Consider the following 17,685-nt stretch of genomic DNA (forward strand, 5'->3'; position numbering starts at 1 on the left):
TCAGTTACATCACACCACCCTTTATTCGTGGTCGCGCAGCTTGTTGAACGCTTCGTCGATACGCTCGACAGCAATCACCTTGATCCCCTCGATCGGTTGTTTGGGCAGGTTCGATTTCGGGATCATGGCCAGCGTAAAACCCAGCTTGGCCGCTTCGCGCAGCCGCTCCTGGCCACGCGGCGCCGGACGGATCTCGCCGGCCAGCCCCACTTCGCCAAATACCACCAGGCCACGCGGCAAGGCCTTGTTGCGCATCGATGAATTAATCGCCAGCAACACCGCCAGGTCGGCTGCCGGCTCCGTGATCTTCACGCCGCCAACCGCATTGATGAACACGTCCTGGTCGAAGGCGGCAATGCCGGCATGGCGGTGCGCCACGGCCAGCAGCATGGCCAGGCGGTTCTGCTCCAGGCCGACAGACAGGCGGCGCGCATTCGGCAAGTGGCTGGTGTCGACCAGCGCCTGGATTTCCACCAGCAAGGGACGCGTGCCCTCCTGCGTCACCATCACGCACGAGCCCGGCACCTGGCTGTCGTGCTGCGATAAAAACAGCGCGGAGGGATTCGACACGCCCTTCAGGCCTTTTTCGGTCATGGCGAACACGCCCAGCTCATTGACGGCGCCGAAACGGTTCTTGATGGCGCGCACCAGGCGGAAACTCGAATGGGCGTCTCCCTCGAAGTACAGCACCGTGTCGACGATATGTTCGAGCACGCGCGGGCCGGCCAGCGCGCCCTCTTTCGTCACGTGGCCGACCAGGATGATGGTCACGCCGGTCTGCTTGGCCGCGCGCGTCAGTTGCGCCGCGCATTCACGCACCTGCGCCACCGAACCGGGCGCCGAGCTGAGCGCATCGGAATACACGGTCTGGATCGAATCGATCACCACCACTTCGGGCTTCAGGTCGTTCAGCGTCGCCAGGATTTTTTCGAGCTGGATCTCGGCCTGCAATTTGAGTTCCTTGGCGTCGATCACCAGGCGCTTGGCGCGCAGCGCGATCTGCGCGCCGGACTCCTCGCCGCTGACATACAGCACCCGCTTGTGGTGCGACATATTGGCCAGCGCCTGCAGCAGCAGGGTCGACTTGCCGATGCCGGGGTCGCCGCCGATCAGCACCACGCCGCCGGCCACCATGCCGCCACCGAGCACGCGGTCAAATTCCTCGATGCCGGTGCCGAAACGGGGCACGTCGATGGCGTCGATATCGTCGAGCGACAGCACCGGCGCCGTCTGCGCCAGCGACATGTGCTGCGGATTCGAATAGCGGTTGTTGCCGGGTGCGGCGTCGGCCACCGTTTCCACCATGGTGTTCCACTGGTTGCAGGAGGCGCACTGGCCCATCCATTTATTGCTGATGGCGCCGCAATCGCTGCAGGTGTAATTGGTCTTGGCTTTGGCCATGGTGGGAATGCGCTCCGGTAAGAGATAAAATAACTGGCTATATATACAGTATATTATAAACGCGGCGCCAGCGTCATGGCGCCGCCATCGCGGCAAATATCGCCGCTGCAGGATGCTATTTATAAAATGTTCACAAATATATACATTTTTCTACGGCAAATAAATTAAGCCGGGCTTGGCCGCCTGCCGTCAATTTCCTGCCAGCTCCCCCCGTCCAAACTTGGGGGTAGCCGTTTTTTCGTGGTATAAAGCAAGCCAGATATGATTTCAGGCAATCCAGAATGAATCGTGGTTTTTATACCATCATGGCAGCGCAGTTCTTTTCGTCGCTGGCAGATAACGCCCTCTTTTTTGTCGCCGTCGATTTATTGGTGTCCATGAAATCCCCGGCGTGGATCACGCCGCTACTGAAACTGTCGTTCGTGCTGTTCTACGTGCTGTTGGCGGCATTTGTCGGCGCCTTCGCCGATTCTCTGCCCAAAGGCAAGGTCATGTTCATCGCCAACATGGTCAAGATCTTCGGCTGCGCCCTCGTTTTCTTCCATGTCCATCCGCTGCTGGCCTATGCCGTGGTCGGTTTTGGCGCGGCCGTGTATTCTCCCGCCAAGTACGGCATCCTGACCGAATTGCTGCCACCGGAAAAACTGGTGGCAGCCAATGGCTGGATCGAAGGCCTGACGGTGACCTCCATCATTCTCGGCACCGTGATGGGCGGCGCACTGGTCAGTGGCCATGTGTCCGACATGCTGCTGTCGTTCGACTTCCCGCTGATCGACACCGGCATTTCCAACAAGACCGAGGCGGCGCTGTGCGTGGTGGTCGGCATCTATATCCTGGCGACCCTGGCCAACCTGAAGATTCCCGACACCGGCTGCAAGTACGCCCACCAGGAACGCAATCCTGTCAAACTGATCAGCGATTTTGCCAATTGCTATTCGATCCTGTGGAAAGACAAGCTGGGCCAGATCACCCTGGCGGTCACCACCCTGTTCTGGGGCGCCGGCGCCACCTTGCAGCTGATCGTGCTGGAGTGGGCCAAGCAGTCGCTGAACATGCCATTCGACAAGGCCACCAGCCTGGTCGGCGTGGTCGCCATCGGCGTGGCGCTGGGCGCGGTGCTGTCGGCCCGCTTTATTCCGCTGCGCAAATCGCTGACGGTGATACCGCTCGGCATCGCCATGGGCGTGATCGTGATGATGATGACGCAGGTGCATTCGGTCTGGATCGCCTATCCGCTGCTGGTACTGATCGGCGCGCTGTCGGGCTTTTTCGTGGTGCCGATGAATGCGCTGCTGCAGCACCGCGGCCACGTGCTGATGAGCGCCGGCCACTCGATCGCCGTACAGAACTTCAATGAAAACCTGTCGATTCTCACCATGCTGGCGGTCTACTCCATCATGATCCGCCTGCACCTGCCGCTCAATATCATCATTACCGTGTTCGGCCTGTTCGTCGCTGGCACCATGTACATGATCATGCGCCGGCACAAGCTGAACCAGGCCGAGCATGACAATTTGTCGTTGATTGGAGAGCAGAAGCACTAGCTTGGCTTCGGCGGTGTTGTCGGATTACGCGCGCAGCGCTAATCCGACCTGCCCGGGTGTCGATTTGGGTGTCAGGTCAAGCGGGCAATGCGCCTTCGAGGCGCCGCACGGCAGCCTTTTCTGTCCAGTCCTGCGGCACCACAAAGCCGCGCGATGTTTCCACTTCCCAGCCGTCGCGATGATCGACGGCGGCCACCAGCACCGGCTGCACCAGATCGGCCAGCTTCGCCTGCAGGCCGGCCGCATCGAACACTTCCACCGCATCGCCCTTGAACGGCGCCAGCCATTGCAGCTTGGGCAGGATGGCATAGCGCTGGCCTGGCAATTGCCCTGCAGTGCACCAGAAACCATGGTTATGATCCTGGGAAATGCCATCGATCGCCTGCACCTTGCCCAGCTCGTAAAACAGCCAGCCCTTGACCAGCGCCTGCGCGCGCTGCACGGGACGTGACAGCATGGCCTGCGCGGCGGGGTGCCGGGCCAGCGCCAGCTGCTGGTCGAGGATCTTGCGCATTTTCAGGCCCAGCGTGTCGGCCAGGTTGGGGCCGATCAGGTGGTGGAACACGCCGCCATCGGGCGTGCCTTCGAGCAGGTAGAACTTGGTGGCAAATTCCCAGTGCACCAATTCATCATCGAGATCGAGCAGGAAATCGAATTCGCCCACCGTCTGGTTGCGGTTGACCTGCACCTGCAAGCCATGCGCGTGCAGCAGGCCGTGCTGTTCGAAATAAAAGGCCATCAGCTTTTCGGCGTACAGGCCCAGGCGGGAATGGAATTTGTTACCCAGGGCGGCATCGAGCGGCGCCGGGTCGAGTTGCAGCGCAGCCAGCCAGCCAGCCACCCCGGGCGTCACCGGCCCCAGCGTGGCAATCCGGCCACCCCAGTGCATACTTGCCGGATCGAGCAGGTCGGGCGCATCGAGCAGCCAGGCCAGCGCCCGCACAGGGGGCCGCGTCAGATGGCCCCAGCGGCGCTCGAAGCGGGCCTGGAAATCAGTTGCGTGCGGCATGCGTGCTGGTCGCCAGGCACAGGTCGGCCCAGGCGCGCGCCTTGGCCTGGCCCGTCTCGTCCCGCAGCAGCATGTCCGGGTGGAACGTGGCCAGCACTGCCGCCTCGCCCAGTTGGCGCACCTTGCCGCGCACCGGCTTTTCGCCCGGCAAGATACCGGCGGCCGCCATTTGCCCCAGCGTAACGATGGTGCGCGGTTGCAACAATTCCCGCTCGCGCTCGAAATATGGCCGGCAGGCAGCCGCTTCACTCTCGCTCGGCAGCCGTTCCTGGCCCGCATCGTCGAGCGGACGGCATTTCAGCAGGTGCGTGATATAGACATTTTTTTCCGCATCGAGGTCGATGGCTTTCAGCATATTGTCCAGCAGCCTGCCCTGCTCGCCGCCAAGCGCACGCCCTTCGCGTTCTTCGCCGCGCGACGGACTGCTGGCAACCAGCATCCAGTCGCCCTGGCGGTCGCCGCGTCCCATCACCACGCCCTTGCGCGTCTTGCACAGCGCGCAGCGCGCGCATTTCGAGACGGCCGAGGCCAGCGCCGCCCAGTCCATGGCGGCAATCTCGGCATCGGTGACCTGTTTGACCGGCGGCGGTGGCGGCGCATCGTCGAACCAGGCGTTGGAATCGTCGCCGGCCACCTCGACAGGCTGGACTGGCGCAGCGACAGCGACAGGTTCGGCAGCGAGCTGCACCACGATTTCTTTCACTTCCTCAGCCAGCTCCACCATGGCTACCGGTTCAGCCATGTCAAGCGGTGCCTCTGCCACGGCTGTTTCCGCCACGGCAGGCGCCGCGCCCTGGCGCAAGCGCCAGAGCGGCCCCACACCCATTTCGTCGAGAAAGACGGCGCTGCGGTTCATAAGGTGTAACGCATGACGATGGCGTCCTCGCGCAGGCCGTCGCTGGCCGGGTAATAGCCCTTGCGCCGGCCGATCTGTTCAAAACCATAGCGCTGGTAGATGGCGAGCGCGCGCGTGTTCGACGGGCGCACTTCCAGCAGCATCGACAGCATGCCATGCTGGCGCGCGCAGGAACATGCCTGGTCCAGCAACAAGCGGCCCAGTCCCTGGCCCTGGATCGCGCCGTCGACGGCCACATTGAGCAAGTGCGCCTCATCGACCACCGGCATCAGCAAAAAATAGCCGAGCAGCTTGCCATCGGCATCGCGCAGCAGCCAGGCCGGATAGTCGCTGTGGAGCGAATCGGCAAAATTGCCGTGCGTCCAGGGATGCGGATAGACGCGCTGTTCCAGCGCCACCACCGCAGGCAGGTCCGCTTCCAGCATGGGCCGGTAGTCAAGACGCAGCAAGTCCCAGGCCGGCCCGGTCATTGCGCTGCCTCTGCGGCTGCCTTCTCTTGCTGCAGCACCAATCGCTCGGCGCTGGTATAGGCGATCTTGTTGCGCAGATACAGCGGCTGCGCTTCGGCAGGGGCAACAAACTGGCCGGCAGCAAACGCGGCGCGCGCCAGCTGGCCCACCTGTATCGCATGCGGCATGATGGCCGCATCGGCGTCGGCGGCGCATGGCAACACGGCGAGGGCCTCGGCATAGGCGGCAAAACCATTGCCGCAAGCCGTTACTTCGCCTCGCGGCGCCACCCCGCCCGGCGCGCTCAGGGCGGGCGCCGCTACCGTTTTCAGGCCCCCGGACACATCATATTGCGCCCAGTACACTTCACCCATGCGCGCATCGAGCACAGTGAGTACCTGCTGCGCGCCATGCGCCTGCTGGCAAGCCAGCGCCATGGCGTCCAGCGTGACCACCGGCACGACCGGCAAGCCGGCGCCAAAGGCCAGCCCCTGGGCGATGCCGCACGCCGTGCGCACACCGGTAAACGAGCCGGGACCGGAGCCATACGCGATCGCGTCGCAGTCGCGCAAGGCAATGCCGGCTTCGGCCAGCAATTCCTGCACCATCGGCAGGATGGATTGAGAGTGGGTACGCACACCGGTCGATGAGCGGGACAGGACAACATCGCCGCGCAGCAAGGCGCAGGATGCGAGTTCGGAAGAAGTTTCAATGGCGAGTATGGTAGACATGGCGCGTATTTTACCTTGCCTCGCCAGTGCCGGGCATACTGAACAGTCAGGGCGGCTATAATGGAATGCTTGACCGCTGTCATTTTTGCAGCGAGCAAGCTGCCCATATCACCCTACTCTTGCCTTGGTCCGCTCCGTGAATCCACTTCTTGCCAAACTGCAACCATATCCTTTTGAAAAGCTGCGCCAGCTGTTTGCCGGCGTGGCGGTCCATCCCGATTACGCGCCCATCAGCCTGGGCATGGGCGAACCGAAACATCCGACCCCAAGCTTTATCGAGCAGGCGCTGATCGACAATATCAAGGGCCTGGCCAGCTATCCGACCACCATCGGCTCGGAAGCGCTGCGCGGCGCGATCGCCGGCTGGCTAGAGCGCCGCTACGACATTCCGGCGCTGAACCCGGCCACGCAGATCCTGCCCGTGAATGGCTCGCGCGAAGCGCTGTTTGCACTGGCGCAGACCGTGATCGATCCGACCGCCGGTTCGCTGGTGATCAGTCCGAATCCGTTCTACCAGATCTACGAAGGCGCAGCCTACCTGGCCGGCGCCGAGCCGTACTTCGTCAATTCCGATCCGGCGCGCAACTTCGGCTGCGACTACGACAGCGTGCCGGCATCGGTCTGGGAGAAAGTCAAACTGCTGTTCCTGTGCTCGCCCGGCAACCCGACCGGCGCAGTGCTCACGCTGACCGACTGGGAACATCTGTTCGCCCTGTCCGAGCGCCACGATTTCGTGATCGCCGCCGACGAGTGCTATTCCGAGATCTATCACGGCGACACGCCGCCGCTGGGCGCGCTGCAGGCGGCGCATATGCTGGGCCTGTCCACAGTGGAACGCCCGTATGCGCGCCTGGTGGTGTTCTCCAGCCTGTCCAAGCGCTCCAACGTGCCCGGCATGCGCTCGGGCTTTGTCGCCGGCGACGCCGACGTGCTGAAAAAATTCCTGCTCTACCGAACCTACCACGGCGGCGCCATGAGCCCCGCCGTGCAGGCGGCCTCCATCGCGGCCTGGAACGACGAAACCCATGTCGAGGAAAATCGCGCAAAATACCGCGCCAAGTTCGACGCCATTACCCCGCTGCTGCAAACGGTGATGGACGTGCAGCTGCCCGACGCCGGCTTTTACCTGTGGGCCGACGTCAGCCGTACCGGCCTGTCCGACACCGAGTTCGCGCAGCGCCTGTACGCCGAATATAATGTGACGGTATTGCCTGGCAGTTACCTCGCGCGCGACGCGCACGGCATCAATCCGGGCCGCAACCGCATCCGCATGGCCCTGGTAGCCGAAACGGCCGAAGGGCTGGAGGCAGCGCAGCGCATAGTAAAATTCTGCCAGCAGCTTTCCGCATCCGCAACAACCAACTAGACAAGACATCATCATGAGCCAACAACTGCAAAACATCATCGACCAGGCCTGGGAAAACCGTGCCGAGATCAATCCGCGCAACGGCGCCGCCGAACTGCGCGACGCCGTCGGCCACGTCATCAATGGCCTCGACAACGGCAGCATCCGCGTGGCCGAAAAAACCAGCGGCGACTGGGTCGTCAACCAGTGGGTCAAGAAAGCCGTGCTGCTGTCGTTCCGCCTGGAAGACAACATCGTGCTGCCATCGGACGGCACGATGCAGTTCTACGACAAGGTGCCAACCAAGTTCGCCAACTACACCGCCGAAGACTTCGCCAAAGGCGGCTTCCGCGTGGTGCCGCCGGCCGTTGCGCGCCGCGGCTCGTTCATCGCCAAAAACGTGGTGCTGATGCCGTCCTACGTGAATATCGGCGCCTACGTCGATGAAGGCGCGATGGTCGACACCTGGGCCACCGTCGGCTCGTGCGCGCAGATCGGCAAGAATGTCCACCTGTCCGGCGGCGTCGGCATCGGCGGCGTGCTGGAGCCTATGCAGGCGAACCCGACCATTATCGAAGACAACTGCTTTATCGGCGCCCGTTCGGAAATCGTCGAAGGCGTGATCGTCGAAGAAAACTCGGTCATCTCGATGGGCGTATACATCGGCCAGTCGACCAAGATCTACGACCGCGCCACCGGTGAAGTCACCTACGGCCGCGTGCCTGCCGGTTCCGTCGTGGTATCGGGCAACCTGCCGTCGGAAGACGGCAAGTACTCGCTGTACTGCGCCGTGATCGTCAAGCGCGTCGATGCCAAGACCCGCGCCAAGACCGGCATCAACGAACTTCTTCGTGGCATTTAATACAGTGCCGCAAGGCGCCTGACTTGCCGCCGATGTCCCGCCATGTGCGGGACATTTCATTTGCGGCGCCGTTTTTGCTCTGCCGCGAAAAACCTGTCCTATACTGGACAGCATGAACACTTCCCAGGTCCTGATCGTCGGCGCCGGCCCGACCGGCCTCATGCTTGCCTTGCGGCTGGCACGCCACGGCGTGGCCTTTCGCATTATCGACAGCAACAGCGGTCCGGGCGAAGCGTCGCGGGCGATGGCCGTGCATGCGCGCACGCTGGAGTTCTACCAGCAAATGGGCTTTGCCGACCAGCTGGTGGCGCTGGGCATCCCGATCAAGGCCATGCATGTGCATGAAGCCGGCAGGGAACTGGTCAGCCTGCCGCTGGGCGAGATCGGCGCCGGCCTCAGCCCCTACCCTTTCGTGCTGAGCCTGCCGCAGGACGAGCATGAGCTGTTCCTGGTGGCCAAACTGGCGCTGGCCCATGTCGAGGTCGAGTGGAACACCACGCTGGAGAGCTGGGTGCAGACCGCCAGCGAAGTGCAGGCCACGCTGGTGAAAAACGGCAAGCGCCAGCATGGCGTGTTCGACTATCTGTGCGGCTGCGATGGCGGCCGCAGCACCGTGCGCAACATTGCCGGCATCGAGTTTGCCGGTGGCACCTATGACCACCGTTATTATGTGGCCGATGCCGAGGTAGCGGGCGGCAATACCGACCTGCACGCCCATCTGGGCGCGAACGCGTTTGCGCTGATGCTGCCGGTGCGCACCAGCGGCATGCAGCGCCTGATCGGCATCCTGCCCGACCGTCCGGACGGCGAACCGGCGCCCGTGTTCGACGACGTGCGCGCCGAAGTGGAAGCGCTGCTGGAAATTCAGGTCGGCCAGGTCAACTGGTTTTCCACCTACCGCGTGCATCACCGCGTGGCCGCCCAGTTCCGCCAGCGGCGCTGCTTCCTGCTTGGCGACGCGGCCCATGTGCATAGTCCGGTCGGCGGCCAGGGCATGAACACGGGCATCGGCGACGCCGTCAACCTGGCCTGGAAGCTGGCGAAAAAACTGCACGGCCAGGCCAGCGACGCCCTGCTCGACACCTATGAAGCCGAGCGCATGGTGTTCGCCCGCACGCTGGTTGCCACCACCGATCGCGCCTTCCAGGCGATTGTGTCGCAAGGGGCCGGCGGACGGCTGTTGCGCCGCTGGCTGGTGCCGCGCGCGCTGCCGTTCCTGTCCGGCTTTGAAGGCGCGCGCCGGCTGCTGTTCAGGACCGTCTCGCAGATCCAGATCCGCTACCAAGACAGTGCACTGTCCGGCGGCCAAGCCGAAGCCCTGCGCGGCGGCGACCGCCTGCCGTGGTTCTTCGATGGCACGCACGACAATTACACCGCCCTGCGCAGCATGGACTGGCAGCTGCATATCTACGGCGAGCCCGCCCCCGCGCTGCTCGCCGAAGCACGCGCGCTGCAGCTGCCCGTACATTGCTATCCGTTTAATGTTGCCGCCAGGCTGGCCGGGCTGGGCCGCGACTGCGCCTATCTGGTGCGGCCCGATGGGCATATTGCGCTGGCGATGCAGATGCAGGCGGCAGGCGCGCTGCGTGCGCTGGCGCTGCGGCTGGGCCTGGATTTTGGACAGTAGCAATCGGGCAAAGCTAGCGGGCCGCCAAGGTGTATAAGCACGTCATCCCATCCTTTGATACAGCAGACGTCAACAATGTTGTCGGCTTACGGCCTGTGGCGTGATCCGGCCTGCGAAAGGCCGGCGTCAAAACGCTCGTGCTGCACCGCCGCATCGCCGCGCAACGACTGTATAATGGCGGCCAACCCCGCGAGTCTTGCATTTGCGCAAGCGCCGCGATCAAGCAATCCGCAGTCCTTCCCCTGGCCCGACCCACTATGACCATCACACTCTACGGTATCCCCAACTGCGATACCGTCAAAAAAGCCCGCACCTGGCTCGATACCCATCAGCACGCGTTTGCCTTTCACGACTTCAAGAAGCAGGGCCTGCAGCGCGCCACCGTTGAGCAGTGGCTGGCGCAATTGCCATGGGATGTACTGGTCAACAAGAAGGGCACGACCTGGCGCGCGCTGTCGGACGAGCGCAAGGCGGGCATCGTCGACGCCGCCAGCGCGCTCGAACTGATGCTGGAAAATCCGTCCATCATCAAGCGGCCCGTACTGGACCGCGACGGCCAGTTCAGCGTGGCATTTTCCGATGCCCAGTACACCACTCTTTTTGCTGCCTGAATCATGACCGCCTCCAAGACCCTGGCCCTGACCGAAAAACTGATCGCGCTGTCATCGGTGACGCCGGACGACAAGGGCTGCCAGCAGCACCTGATCGACCTGCTCACGCCGCTCGGTTTTGTGTGCGAAACCATCCAATCGAACGACGTGACCAACCTGTGGGCGCGCCGCGGCACGGCTTCGCCCGTGTTCGTGTTTGCCGGCCATACCGACGTGGTGCCGACCGGCCCGGCCGAACAATGGACATCTGCGCCGTTCATTCCGACCCGGCGCGACGGCAAGCTGTATGGCCGTGGCGCGGCCGACATGAAGACCTCGATCGCGGCGATGGTCGTCGCCTGCGAGGAATTCATTGCCTCCACGCCAGACCATACCGGTTCGATCGCGTTTCTGATCACCAGCGACGAAGAAGGCCCGGCCACCGACGGCACCGTCATCGTCTGCGAACAGCTCAAAGCGCGCGGCGAAATGATCGACTACTGCCTGGTGGGCGAGCCGACCTCGAGCGGCGAGCTGGGCGACATGATCAAGAACGGCCGCCGCGGTTCGCTGTCGGGCCGCCTGACGGTCAAGGGGGTGCAGGGCCATATCGCCTATCCGCACCTGGCAAAAAACCCGATCCATGTGGCATCGCAGGCGATTGCCGACCTGGTGGCGGAGGAATGGGATGCGGGCAACGAATACTACCTGCCGACCTCCTGGCAGATGTCCAATATCAATGCGGGCACGGGCGCCAACAATGTGATTCCGGGCGCGATGGTGATCGACTTTAATTTCCGCTTCTCCACCGCCAGCACGGCGGAAAGCCTGCAGCAGCGCGTGCACGCCATCCTCGACAGGCACGACTTCCAATACCAGCTCGACTGGACGCTGAGCGGCCAGCCGTTCCTGACGCCGCGCGGCACCCTGAGCGACGCGCTGTCCGGCGCGATCTTCGAGGAAACGGGCGTGACCACCGAACTGTCGACCACCGGCGGCACCTCGGATGGCCGGTTTATCGCGCAGATCTGCCCTCAAGTGATAGAATTCGGGCCGCCCAATGCAAGTATCCACAAGATCGACGAGCACATCGAAGTGCGCCATATCGATCCGCTGAAAAATATTTACCGGCGCACGCTGGAGCATTTGCTGCCCGCCTGAATCACTACCGAGGCCCGTCAAGGCGGGCCAGAACACCGTCTTTTCGAGAATGCCATGACCCCGAATCCGTTTACCACGCCACGCGACCTGCTGCGCTACGCCACCACCCGTTTCAATACCGCCAAGCTGTTTTTCGGACATGGCAGCGCCGAGGCGTTCGATGAAGCGGCCTATCTGATTTTGCACACGCTCAAGCTGCCGCTCGACAAGCTCGAACCATTCCTCGACGCCAAGCTGCTGCAATCGGAAGTGGCCGCCGTCATGGCCGTGATCGACCGCCGCAGCATCGACCGCGTGCCGGCCGCCTATATCACGCACGAAGCGTGGCTGGGCACCTACAATTTCTACGTCGACGAGCGCGTGATCGTGCCGCGCTCGTTCATCGCCGAGCTGATCCCGGAATACTTTTCGCCATGGGTGCCGGAGCCGGAATCGGTGGAAAACATCCTCGAACTGTGCACCGGTTCGGGCTGCCTGTCGATCATGATGGCCGACGCGTTCCCGAACGCCACCGTGGACGCGGTCGATATTTCCGCCGATGCGCTGGCGGTGGCCAAGCGCAACGTCGACACGTACAAGCTGGCTGACCGCATCAACCTGATCGAGTCCGACCTGTACGCCAATGTGCCGGCCAGGAAATACAATCTGATCGTCACGAATCCACCGTACGTCAATTCGCAGTCGATGCGCGCGCTGCCACAGGAATACCTGGCCGAGCCGCAGATCGCCCTGGATGGCGGCAGCGATGGCATGGACCTGGTGCGCAAGATCATCGCCGGCGCCGCCGAACGCCTGACCGACGACGGCATTTTGATGGTCGAGATCGGCAACGAACGCGCCTACGCGGAAGCGGCATTCGGCCAGCTGGGCCTGACCTGGCTGACCACCAGCGCCGGCGACGACATGGTGTTTTTGCTGACGGCCGAGCAACTGAAACTGGTTTGATCAAATTGGCACGTCGGATTAGGCCCTTCGGGCTGATCCGACCTGCATGATATTTACGGCGAGGGTCAAGCCCAGCCTTTACGAAGAAAAAAATGATACGTTTCCTACAAGTAAGCCTGATGCGCGGCATCAAACCGTTGCTCGAACAAGTCGACGTCACCCTCAACCCGGGCGACAAGATCGGCCTGATCGGCGCCAATGGCGCGGGCAAATCGAGCCTGTTCGCGATGATGCGCGGCGAGCTGCACCCTGACCAGGGCGAAATCGATTTCCCGGCCAAATGGCGCGTGGCTTACGTGGCGCAGGAAACCCCGCCGCTGGACCGCGCCGCGCTCGACTATGCGATCGACGGCGACGTCACCTTGCGCAAGCTGGAAGCGGAACTGGCGCGCCTGGAATCGGAACCGGCCACCTCGGAAAACGGCATCGCCATCGGCGAGTTGTACAGCGCGCTGGCCGACGCCGACGCCTACACGGTGCAGTCGCGCGGCGAGCAGTTGCTGCTGGGCCTGGGCTTTACGCTGGACCAGATGCAGCAGCCGGTGGCCAGTTTTTCCGGCGGCTGGCGCATGCGCCTGAACCTGGCGCAAGCGCTGATGTGCCCGTCCGACCTGCTGCTGCTCGATGAACCGACCAATCACCTGGATCTGGACGCCATCATCTGGCTGGAAGACTGGCTCAAACGCTACGCCGGCACGCTGCTGATCATTTCCCACGATCGCGACTTCCTCGATGAAGTGGTCAACGTGGTGGTGCATATCGACGAGCGCAAACTGAAACGCTATTCGGGCAACTATTCGAGCTTCGAGCGCCAGCGCGCGGCGCAGATGATCCTGGCCGCCGGCGCGCTGGAAAAGCAGCAGCGCAAGCGTGCCCATCTGGAATCGTTCGTGAACCGCTTCAAGGCGCAGGCCTCGAAAGCCCGCCAGGCGCAGAGCCGCATGAAGGCGCTGGCCAAGATGGAAGAGCTGGCGCCGTTGCGCGCCGCCGCCGAATTCTCGTTCGAATTCCGCGAGCCGCTGTCGGCACCGAATCCGCTGCTGGTGATGGAAGACGTCGACGCGGGCTACAAGATCGAAAACGAAGCGACCGGCGAAATCACGCACAAGACCATCGTCAACGGCATCAAGTTTTCGCTGCAGATCGGCCAGCGCATCGGCCTGCTGGGCCAGAACGGCGCCGGCAAATCGACGCTGATCAAGACCATCGCCGGCGAACTGATGCCGCTGACGGGCGACGCCACCATGGGCAAGGGCCTGAATATCGGCTATTTCGCGCAGCACCAGGTGGAAATGCTGCGCCATGACGAGTCGCCGCTGTGGCACCTGTCGAAGATCGCGCCGACCACGCGCGAACAGGAACTGCGCAACTTCCTCGGTGGCTTCAATTTCCCCGGCAATATGGTGACTGCCTCGATCGCCCCGTTCTCGGGCGGCGAAAAGGCCCGCCTGGCGCTGGCGCTGATCGTCTGGCAACGGCCAAATTTGCTGCTGCTCGATGAACCGACCAATCACCTGGACCTGGAAACGCGCGAAGCGCTGACCGAAGCGCTGGCGCAGTTCGAAGGCACGCTGGTAGTGGTATCGCACGATCGCCACCTGCTGCGCGCCACCACCGACGAATTCATCATCGTCGCCGACGGCAAGCTGCAACCGTTCGACGGCGACCTGGACGACTACAAGGACTGGCTGTTCAAGACCAAGCTGGGCAAGGGCACCGACGTGCTGCCGGCCGCCGGCAAGGCCAACAAGACCGATTTCCCGGTCGTGTCGCCAGTGGTTGCCGCCGCGCTTGCCGCACCGGTGCGCGACAAGCGCAAGGAAGCGGAAGAGCGCCAGAAGACAGCCGCTCTGCGCAAGCCGATCGAAAACAAGATCAAGCGCCAGGAAGAGCAGATCGCCAAGCGCAACGCGCAAAAGGCGGAAACCGACGCCAAGCTGGCCGAACCGACCATCTATGACGCGGCCAACAAGGCCAAGCTCAAGCAGTTGCTGGCCGACCAGACCTTCTTTACCAAGGACCTGGCGCAGCTGGAAGCGGAATGGCTGGACCTGCAGGATCAGCTGGAAAAGCTGGGCTGAGTGTCAATCGAGCAAGGCAGGCCGGGCAGGTCGGATTAGCGCACAGCGCGCAATCCGACAACCGCCTGGCTTACGCCGCCTCCACCGGCTGGCCGCCCCGTATCGCCATCAGCCGGTCGATATCGACCAGGATCAGGCGCCGCCCCGCCGCCAGTCCCAGGCCGATCAGGTAGTCCGCTTCCACCTTGCCCAAACCGGGTACCGGGCGGATATCGGCCGGCGCCAGGCGGACGATATCGCCCACTTCATCGACCACCATGCCCATCACGCAGCTGCTCAGCTGCAGGATGATCACGTCCGGCGCCGTACCGCAGGCCTGCGGCGGCGCCGTGCCGAAGGCGGCGCGCATGTCGACGAGGGGAATGATCATGCCGCGCGAGACAGCCACGCCATGCAACAGCGCACCTTCCGACGAGAACCTGTCGAGCTCGCGGAACGGACGCAGTTCGCGCACGCGGCTGTAAGGCAGGCCGTAATCGAGTCCGCCAAGCCGGAAACTCAGGTAGTCCGCCGCTGGCAAGGCGCAGGGCGTGGTGGTGGGCTGCATCGGCTTCCTTTCAACGTTCGGCGCGCTGGCACGCAGGAAGCCTCATGCTAGCCAGATCGCCAGTGCCAGCGTTGCGGAATCTCAAATGGTCCGTACACCGATGCCAGCCGGCCCGGCAGGCTTTGCGCCACCACATGGATCAACCCGTCGTCGCTTACAATAAGCGCATTATTGCTCTGCAGGCCAGCCATGCAACACCTTGTCAATCCCGCCGAAGTCGAATTTTCCGCCATCCGCGCCCAGGGCCCGGGCGGGCAGAACGTCAACAAGGTGTCCAGCGCCATCCACCTGCGCTTTCCGATCGCCGCTTCGTCGCTGCCGGAACAATACAAGGAGCGCCTGCTGGCGCTGCGCGACAGCCGCATCAGCAAGGACGGGGTGCTGGTGCTGAAGGCGCAGCAGTCGCGCAGCCAGGAACAGAACAAGGAAGCAGCCTTGCGGCGGCTGCAGGAAATCATCGACAGCGTGACCTTCCTGCCGGCCGTGCGGCGCGCCACCAAGCCCACCCGCAGCTCGCAGCGGCGCCGGCTCGACAGCAAGAGCACGCACAGCGTGCTCAAACAGTCGCGCGGCAAAATCATGGACTAGGAAATCATGGAATCGAGCGGGCCCGGGCTATAGGTCCAGTCCAGGCTGCCGCTGGTATCGGCAAACACCATTTGCGTGACGGGAATCGCGCTGTGCAATAGTGCCTTGATTTCCTTCGGTCCCAGGTCGTAGACCCTGCCCTGTCCCGGTGGGGCCACCATCGAGCGCACGATGGTGTCGCCGTCCACCATGCCCAGCACGCAGCGCGACTGGCCCGCCGTGGCCGCACGCTGCGTCCTGCCCTCCTCGGCCAGCGCCAGCATCTGCGCCTGCAGGATTTCCGACTGTTTGACCTCCACCCGCAGCCGCGCCACTTCCTTGAGCACGGGCGCGATGCGCGCCGCCAGCTTGTCGTACGGCGCCTGCTGGGCTGGCTGCAGCACCAGTTCGCCGCGCCGCAGCTGGCCAGCCAGCGTCAGGTAGCTGCGCACTTCGGGCAGTTGCGCGATGGTGTCGATCTCCTGTTGGCGTTTGTTGCGCATCTGGCCATACTGCGCGGCGCGCGCCAGGCTGTCGCTGATCTTCTGTTCCAGCAGCGACAGATCGGGCACCAGCGGAAAGGCGCGCATTTCCACCTGCTTGCGCGGCCCGGCGCTGCCGATGCGGATGGTGCGCGCCGCCACCGCGCAGCCAAGCGCCATCTCGATGACGACTTCATCGGCGATGATGTCGCAGTTGCTGGCGTGCTCGATCACCACGCGCGTGCCGGAAATGACGCAGCTTTCGGCGCGCTGCAGCCGCACTTCGCCGTCGCGCGTCTGGATCACGGCGCCCGACGCCACGCCGTCGACGCGGACATCGCCCTGCTCGCTCACGGCCGTGCCACCGACCAGGTTGCTGTGCAGGATGATGGTGCCGCCCTGCGAATGCAGGCGTCCATACACATGGCCGTGGATGGTGATGTCGCTGCCGTCGAGCTGGCGCTGTTCCTGTACTTCGCCATACTCTTCATAGGCGGCGCGCAGCTTCAGGTTGCCGGTGGTACGGCTGCTGACCCCTTCCCTGCTGACGATCTTGTTGTCGATGGAAATCTTGCCCTGCTCATCGATGTTCAGATAGCCGTCCATCGCCGAGACCAGGAAATCGCCGTCGCTGAAGCGCTCGACCGTCGTGTTGTCGCCGGCCACCGTGGCCAGCTCGACTTCCAGCGGCGCCGGCGGCGGCAGCACGGCGCCATCGAGCGCGTAGCCGGGCAAGCCGGGCACGGACGGCAGCTTGCGCAGCAGCCGCGTGTGTTTTTTGACTTGTGGAAAGCGGTTCTTGAAGCTGAGCAGGTCGAGCCGGCCGTTCGAGCGTTCGCGCGGCGCATCGTCGCGGTGGATGCCCTGCGACACTTCCACCAGCATCGCGTCGCGCCCGGGCTGGGGCGGCAGCGCGCGCGCCACCGTGATGCGCTCGGCCTTGCCCGAAGCGATCATGGCGCGCACCACGCCGCTGTCGACGCCGTAGTGCACGCCCTTGCTCCATAGCACCGCCACCATTTCGTCGAAATCGCGCGCGACGGGCACGCGGCTGTCGTCGCCCGAAGGCACGGCTTCGAAATAGAAATCGGCCACTTCGCTGCCGATCTTGAGGTGTTCGTAGAGACTGCGCCGCATCGGCATGAACGGCGCTGCGCGCGCGGCGATGCGTACCACGGCCTCGCCCTTGGGAGAGGTGCGCGGCGCCGGCGCATGGAACAGCGTCATCAGGAACAGGGGGTAGTCGATGCCGGACAGCAGCATGCCGGACTGGAACAACTGATCGACGGCCGCGCGCAGCTGCTCCGGCGCCAGCGACAGGTCAAAAAACAGTCCTTCCTTGCGCTGCACCAGTCCGGGCGGCAAGGCATCGGCCCGGCTGGCGCCAGGCACCGGCATATCGTCGTTGCTCACTGCTTCTCCCCAAAACCGAACTGATCCTATTGCGTTGGAACAATATCACGGAGAAGTGCCCGCATGCACGGCGCG

General features: G+C 63.5%; 16 protein-coding genes. 9 read left to right on the forward strand and 7 right to left on the reverse strand.

All coding sequences use genetic code 11. The features are described from left to right. Window positions 1–21: 21 nt before the first annotated feature. Complete coding sequence (gene radA / locus RTQ46_RS02060) at window positions 22–1,401, reverse strand: DNA repair protein RadA (RefSeq protein ID WP_312434287.1); 1,380 nt, start codon at window positions 1,399–1,401, stop codon at window positions 22–24. A 281-nt stretch (window positions 1,402–1,682) separates the two neighbouring features. On the opposite strand from radA, the gene lplT reads away from it, so the two are divergent. Continuing rightward, window positions 1,683–2,945, forward strand: a complete 1,263-nt coding sequence (lplT, locus tag RTQ46_RS02065; RefSeq protein WP_312434289.1) for a lysophospholipid transporter LplT — start codon at window positions 1,683–1,685, stop codon at window positions 2,943–2,945. A 76-nt stretch (window positions 2,946–3,021) separates the two neighbouring features. Here the strand turns inward: lplT and RTQ46_RS02070 are convergent, their stop codons facing one another. Genes RTQ46_RS02070 through tsaB form a run of 4 tightly spaced genes read right to left on the reverse strand, consistent with a single transcriptional unit; the run spans window position 3,022 to window position 5,990 of the window. After that, window positions 3,022–3,954 (reverse strand): DUF1853 family protein, encoded by a 933-nt coding sequence (locus tag RTQ46_RS02070; RefSeq protein ID WP_312434290.1) that lies wholly within the window; start codon window positions 3,952–3,954, stop codon window positions 3,022–3,024. Beyond that, entirely contained in the window at window positions 3,938–4,810 is an 873-nt protein-coding gene (locus RTQ46_RS02075) for a uracil-DNA glycosylase (protein ID WP_312434291.1), read from the reverse strand. The genes RTQ46_RS02070 and RTQ46_RS02075 overlap by 17 nt, the downstream gene beginning before the upstream one ends. Further along, window positions 4,807–5,280 carry a ribosomal protein S18-alanine N-acetyltransferase gene (gene rimI / locus RTQ46_RS02080; protein WP_312434292.1) on the reverse strand — a complete coding sequence of 158 codons (474 nt, stop codon included), beginning with the start codon at window positions 5,278–5,280 and terminating at the stop codon, window positions 4,807–4,809. Before rimI ends, RTQ46_RS02075 begins: the two co-directional genes overlap by 4 nt. Further along, entirely contained in the window at window positions 5,277–5,990 is a 714-nt protein-coding gene (tsaB, locus tag RTQ46_RS02085; protein WP_312434293.1) for a tRNA (adenosine(37)-N6)-threonylcarbamoyltransferase complex dimerization subunit type 1 TsaB, read from the reverse strand. Before tsaB ends, rimI begins: the two co-directional genes overlap by 4 nt. Before the next feature lie 136 nt (window positions 5,991–6,126). On the opposite strand from tsaB, the gene dapC reads away from it, so the two are divergent. From dapC to RTQ46_RS02120, 7 genes are all read left to right on the forward strand, one after another. Then, complete coding sequence (dapC, locus tag RTQ46_RS02090) at window positions 6,127–7,356, forward strand: succinyldiaminopimelate transaminase (RefSeq protein ID WP_312434295.1); 1,230 nt, start codon at window positions 6,127–6,129, stop codon at window positions 7,354–7,356. A gap of 13 nt (window positions 7,357–7,369) precedes the next feature. Next, entirely contained in the window at window positions 7,370–8,197 is an 828-nt protein-coding gene (gene dapD, locus RTQ46_RS02095) for a 2,3,4,5-tetrahydropyridine-2,6-dicarboxylate N-succinyltransferase (RefSeq protein WP_312434296.1), read from the forward strand. A 112-nt stretch (window positions 8,198–8,309) separates the two neighbouring features. Next, on the forward strand, window positions 8,310–9,824 hold the full coding sequence (locus RTQ46_RS02100) for an FAD-dependent monooxygenase (protein ID WP_312434298.1): 1,515 nt from the start codon (window positions 8,310–8,312) through the stop codon (window positions 9,822–9,824). A gap of 257 nt (window positions 9,825–10,081) precedes the next feature. Then, window positions 10,082–10,435: an ArsC family reductase gene (locus RTQ46_RS02105; RefSeq protein ID WP_312434299.1), complete on the forward strand. Its 354-nt coding sequence runs from the start codon at window positions 10,082–10,084 to the stop codon at window positions 10,433–10,435. Between the two features lie 3 nt (window positions 10,436–10,438). Beyond that, window positions 10,439–11,575 carry a succinyl-diaminopimelate desuccinylase gene (dapE, locus tag RTQ46_RS02110; RefSeq protein WP_312434301.1) on the forward strand — a complete coding sequence of 379 codons (1,137 nt, stop codon included), beginning with the start codon at window positions 10,439–10,441 and terminating at the stop codon, window positions 11,573–11,575. Window positions 11,576–11,629: 54 nt separating this feature from the next. Continuing rightward, entirely contained in the window at window positions 11,630–12,520 is an 891-nt protein-coding gene (gene prmB / locus RTQ46_RS02115) for a 50S ribosomal protein L3 N(5)-glutamine methyltransferase (protein WP_312434302.1), read from the forward strand. A 92-nt stretch (window positions 12,521–12,612) separates the two neighbouring features. After that, window positions 12,613–14,601: an ATP-binding cassette domain-containing protein gene (locus RTQ46_RS02120; protein ID WP_312434304.1), complete on the forward strand. Its 1,989-nt coding sequence runs from the start codon at window positions 12,613–12,615 to the stop codon at window positions 14,599–14,601. Window positions 14,602–14,671: 70 nt separating this feature from the next. Here RTQ46_RS02120 and RTQ46_RS02125 read toward each other — a convergent pair whose 3' ends face one another. Then, window positions 14,672–15,148, reverse strand: coding sequence for a chemotaxis protein CheW (locus RTQ46_RS02125; RefSeq protein WP_312434305.1), 477 nt, complete (start codon window positions 15,146–15,148; stop codon window positions 14,672–14,674). Between the two features lie 189 nt (window positions 15,149–15,337). On the opposite strand from RTQ46_RS02125, the gene arfB reads away from it, so the two are divergent. Further along, window positions 15,338–15,736, forward strand: a complete 399-nt coding sequence (gene arfB / locus RTQ46_RS02130) for an alternative ribosome rescue aminoacyl-tRNA hydrolase ArfB (RefSeq protein ID WP_312434307.1) — start codon at window positions 15,338–15,340, stop codon at window positions 15,734–15,736. Here arfB and RTQ46_RS02135 read toward each other — a convergent pair. Continuing rightward, on the reverse strand, window positions 15,733–17,610 hold the full coding sequence (locus tag RTQ46_RS02135) for a flagellar assembly protein A (protein ID WP_312434308.1): 1,878 nt from the start codon (window positions 17,608–17,610) through the stop codon (window positions 15,733–15,735). The two genes, arfB and RTQ46_RS02135, sit on opposite strands and share 4 nt — an antisense overlap. Window positions 17,611–17,685: the final 75 nt, after the last annotated feature.

This window comes from Janthinobacterium sp. (assembly GCF_031995485.1).
Taxonomy (GTDB): Bacteria; Pseudomonadota; Gammaproteobacteria; order Burkholderiales; family Burkholderiaceae_D; genus Janthinobacterium.

Excerpts from the sequence above, each read along its gene's own strand:
- radA (WP_312434287.1), bottom strand. The coding sequence starts at position 1,401 with ATGGCCAAAGCCAAGACCAATTACACCTGCAGCGATTGCGGCGCCATC.
- lplT (WP_312434289.1), top strand. The coding sequence starts at position 1,683 with ATGAATCGTGGTTTTTATACCATCATGGCAGCGCAGTTCTTTTCGTCG.
- RTQ46_RS02070 (WP_312434290.1), bottom strand. The coding sequence starts at position 3,954 with ATGCCGCACGCAACTGATTTCCAGGCCCGCTTCGAGCGCCGCTGGGGC.
- RTQ46_RS02075 (WP_312434291.1), bottom strand. The coding sequence starts at position 4,810 with ATGAACCGCAGCGCCGTCTTTCTCGACGAAATGGGTGTGGGGCCGCTC.
- rimI (WP_312434292.1), bottom strand. The coding sequence starts at position 5,280 with ATGACCGGGCCGGCCTGGGACTTGCTGCGTCTTGACTACCGGCCCATG.
- tsaB (WP_312434293.1), bottom strand. The coding sequence starts at position 5,990 with ATGTCTACCATACTCGCCATTGAAACTTCTTCCGAACTCGCATCCTGC.
- dapD (WP_312434296.1), top strand. The coding sequence starts at position 7,370 with ATGAGCCAACAACTGCAAAACATCATCGACCAGGCCTGGGAAAACCGT.
- RTQ46_RS02100 (WP_312434298.1), top strand. The coding sequence starts at position 8,310 with ATGAACACTTCCCAGGTCCTGATCGTCGGCGCCGGCCCGACCGGCCTC.
- RTQ46_RS02105 (WP_312434299.1), top strand. The coding sequence starts at position 10,082 with ATGACCATCACACTCTACGGTATCCCCAACTGCGATACCGTCAAAAAA.
- dapE (WP_312434301.1), top strand. The coding sequence starts at position 10,439 with ATGACCGCCTCCAAGACCCTGGCCCTGACCGAAAAACTGATCGCGCTG.
- prmB (WP_312434302.1), top strand. The coding sequence starts at position 11,630 with ATGACCCCGAATCCGTTTACCACGCCACGCGACCTGCTGCGCTACGCC.
- RTQ46_RS02120 (WP_312434304.1), top strand. The coding sequence starts at position 12,613 with ATGATACGTTTCCTACAAGTAAGCCTGATGCGCGGCATCAAACCGTTG.
- RTQ46_RS02125 (WP_312434305.1), bottom strand. The coding sequence starts at position 15,148 with ATGCAGCCCACCACCACGCCCTGCGCCTTGCCAGCGGCGGACTACCTG.
- arfB (WP_312434307.1), top strand. The coding sequence starts at position 15,338 with ATGCAACACCTTGTCAATCCCGCCGAAGTCGAATTTTCCGCCATCCGC.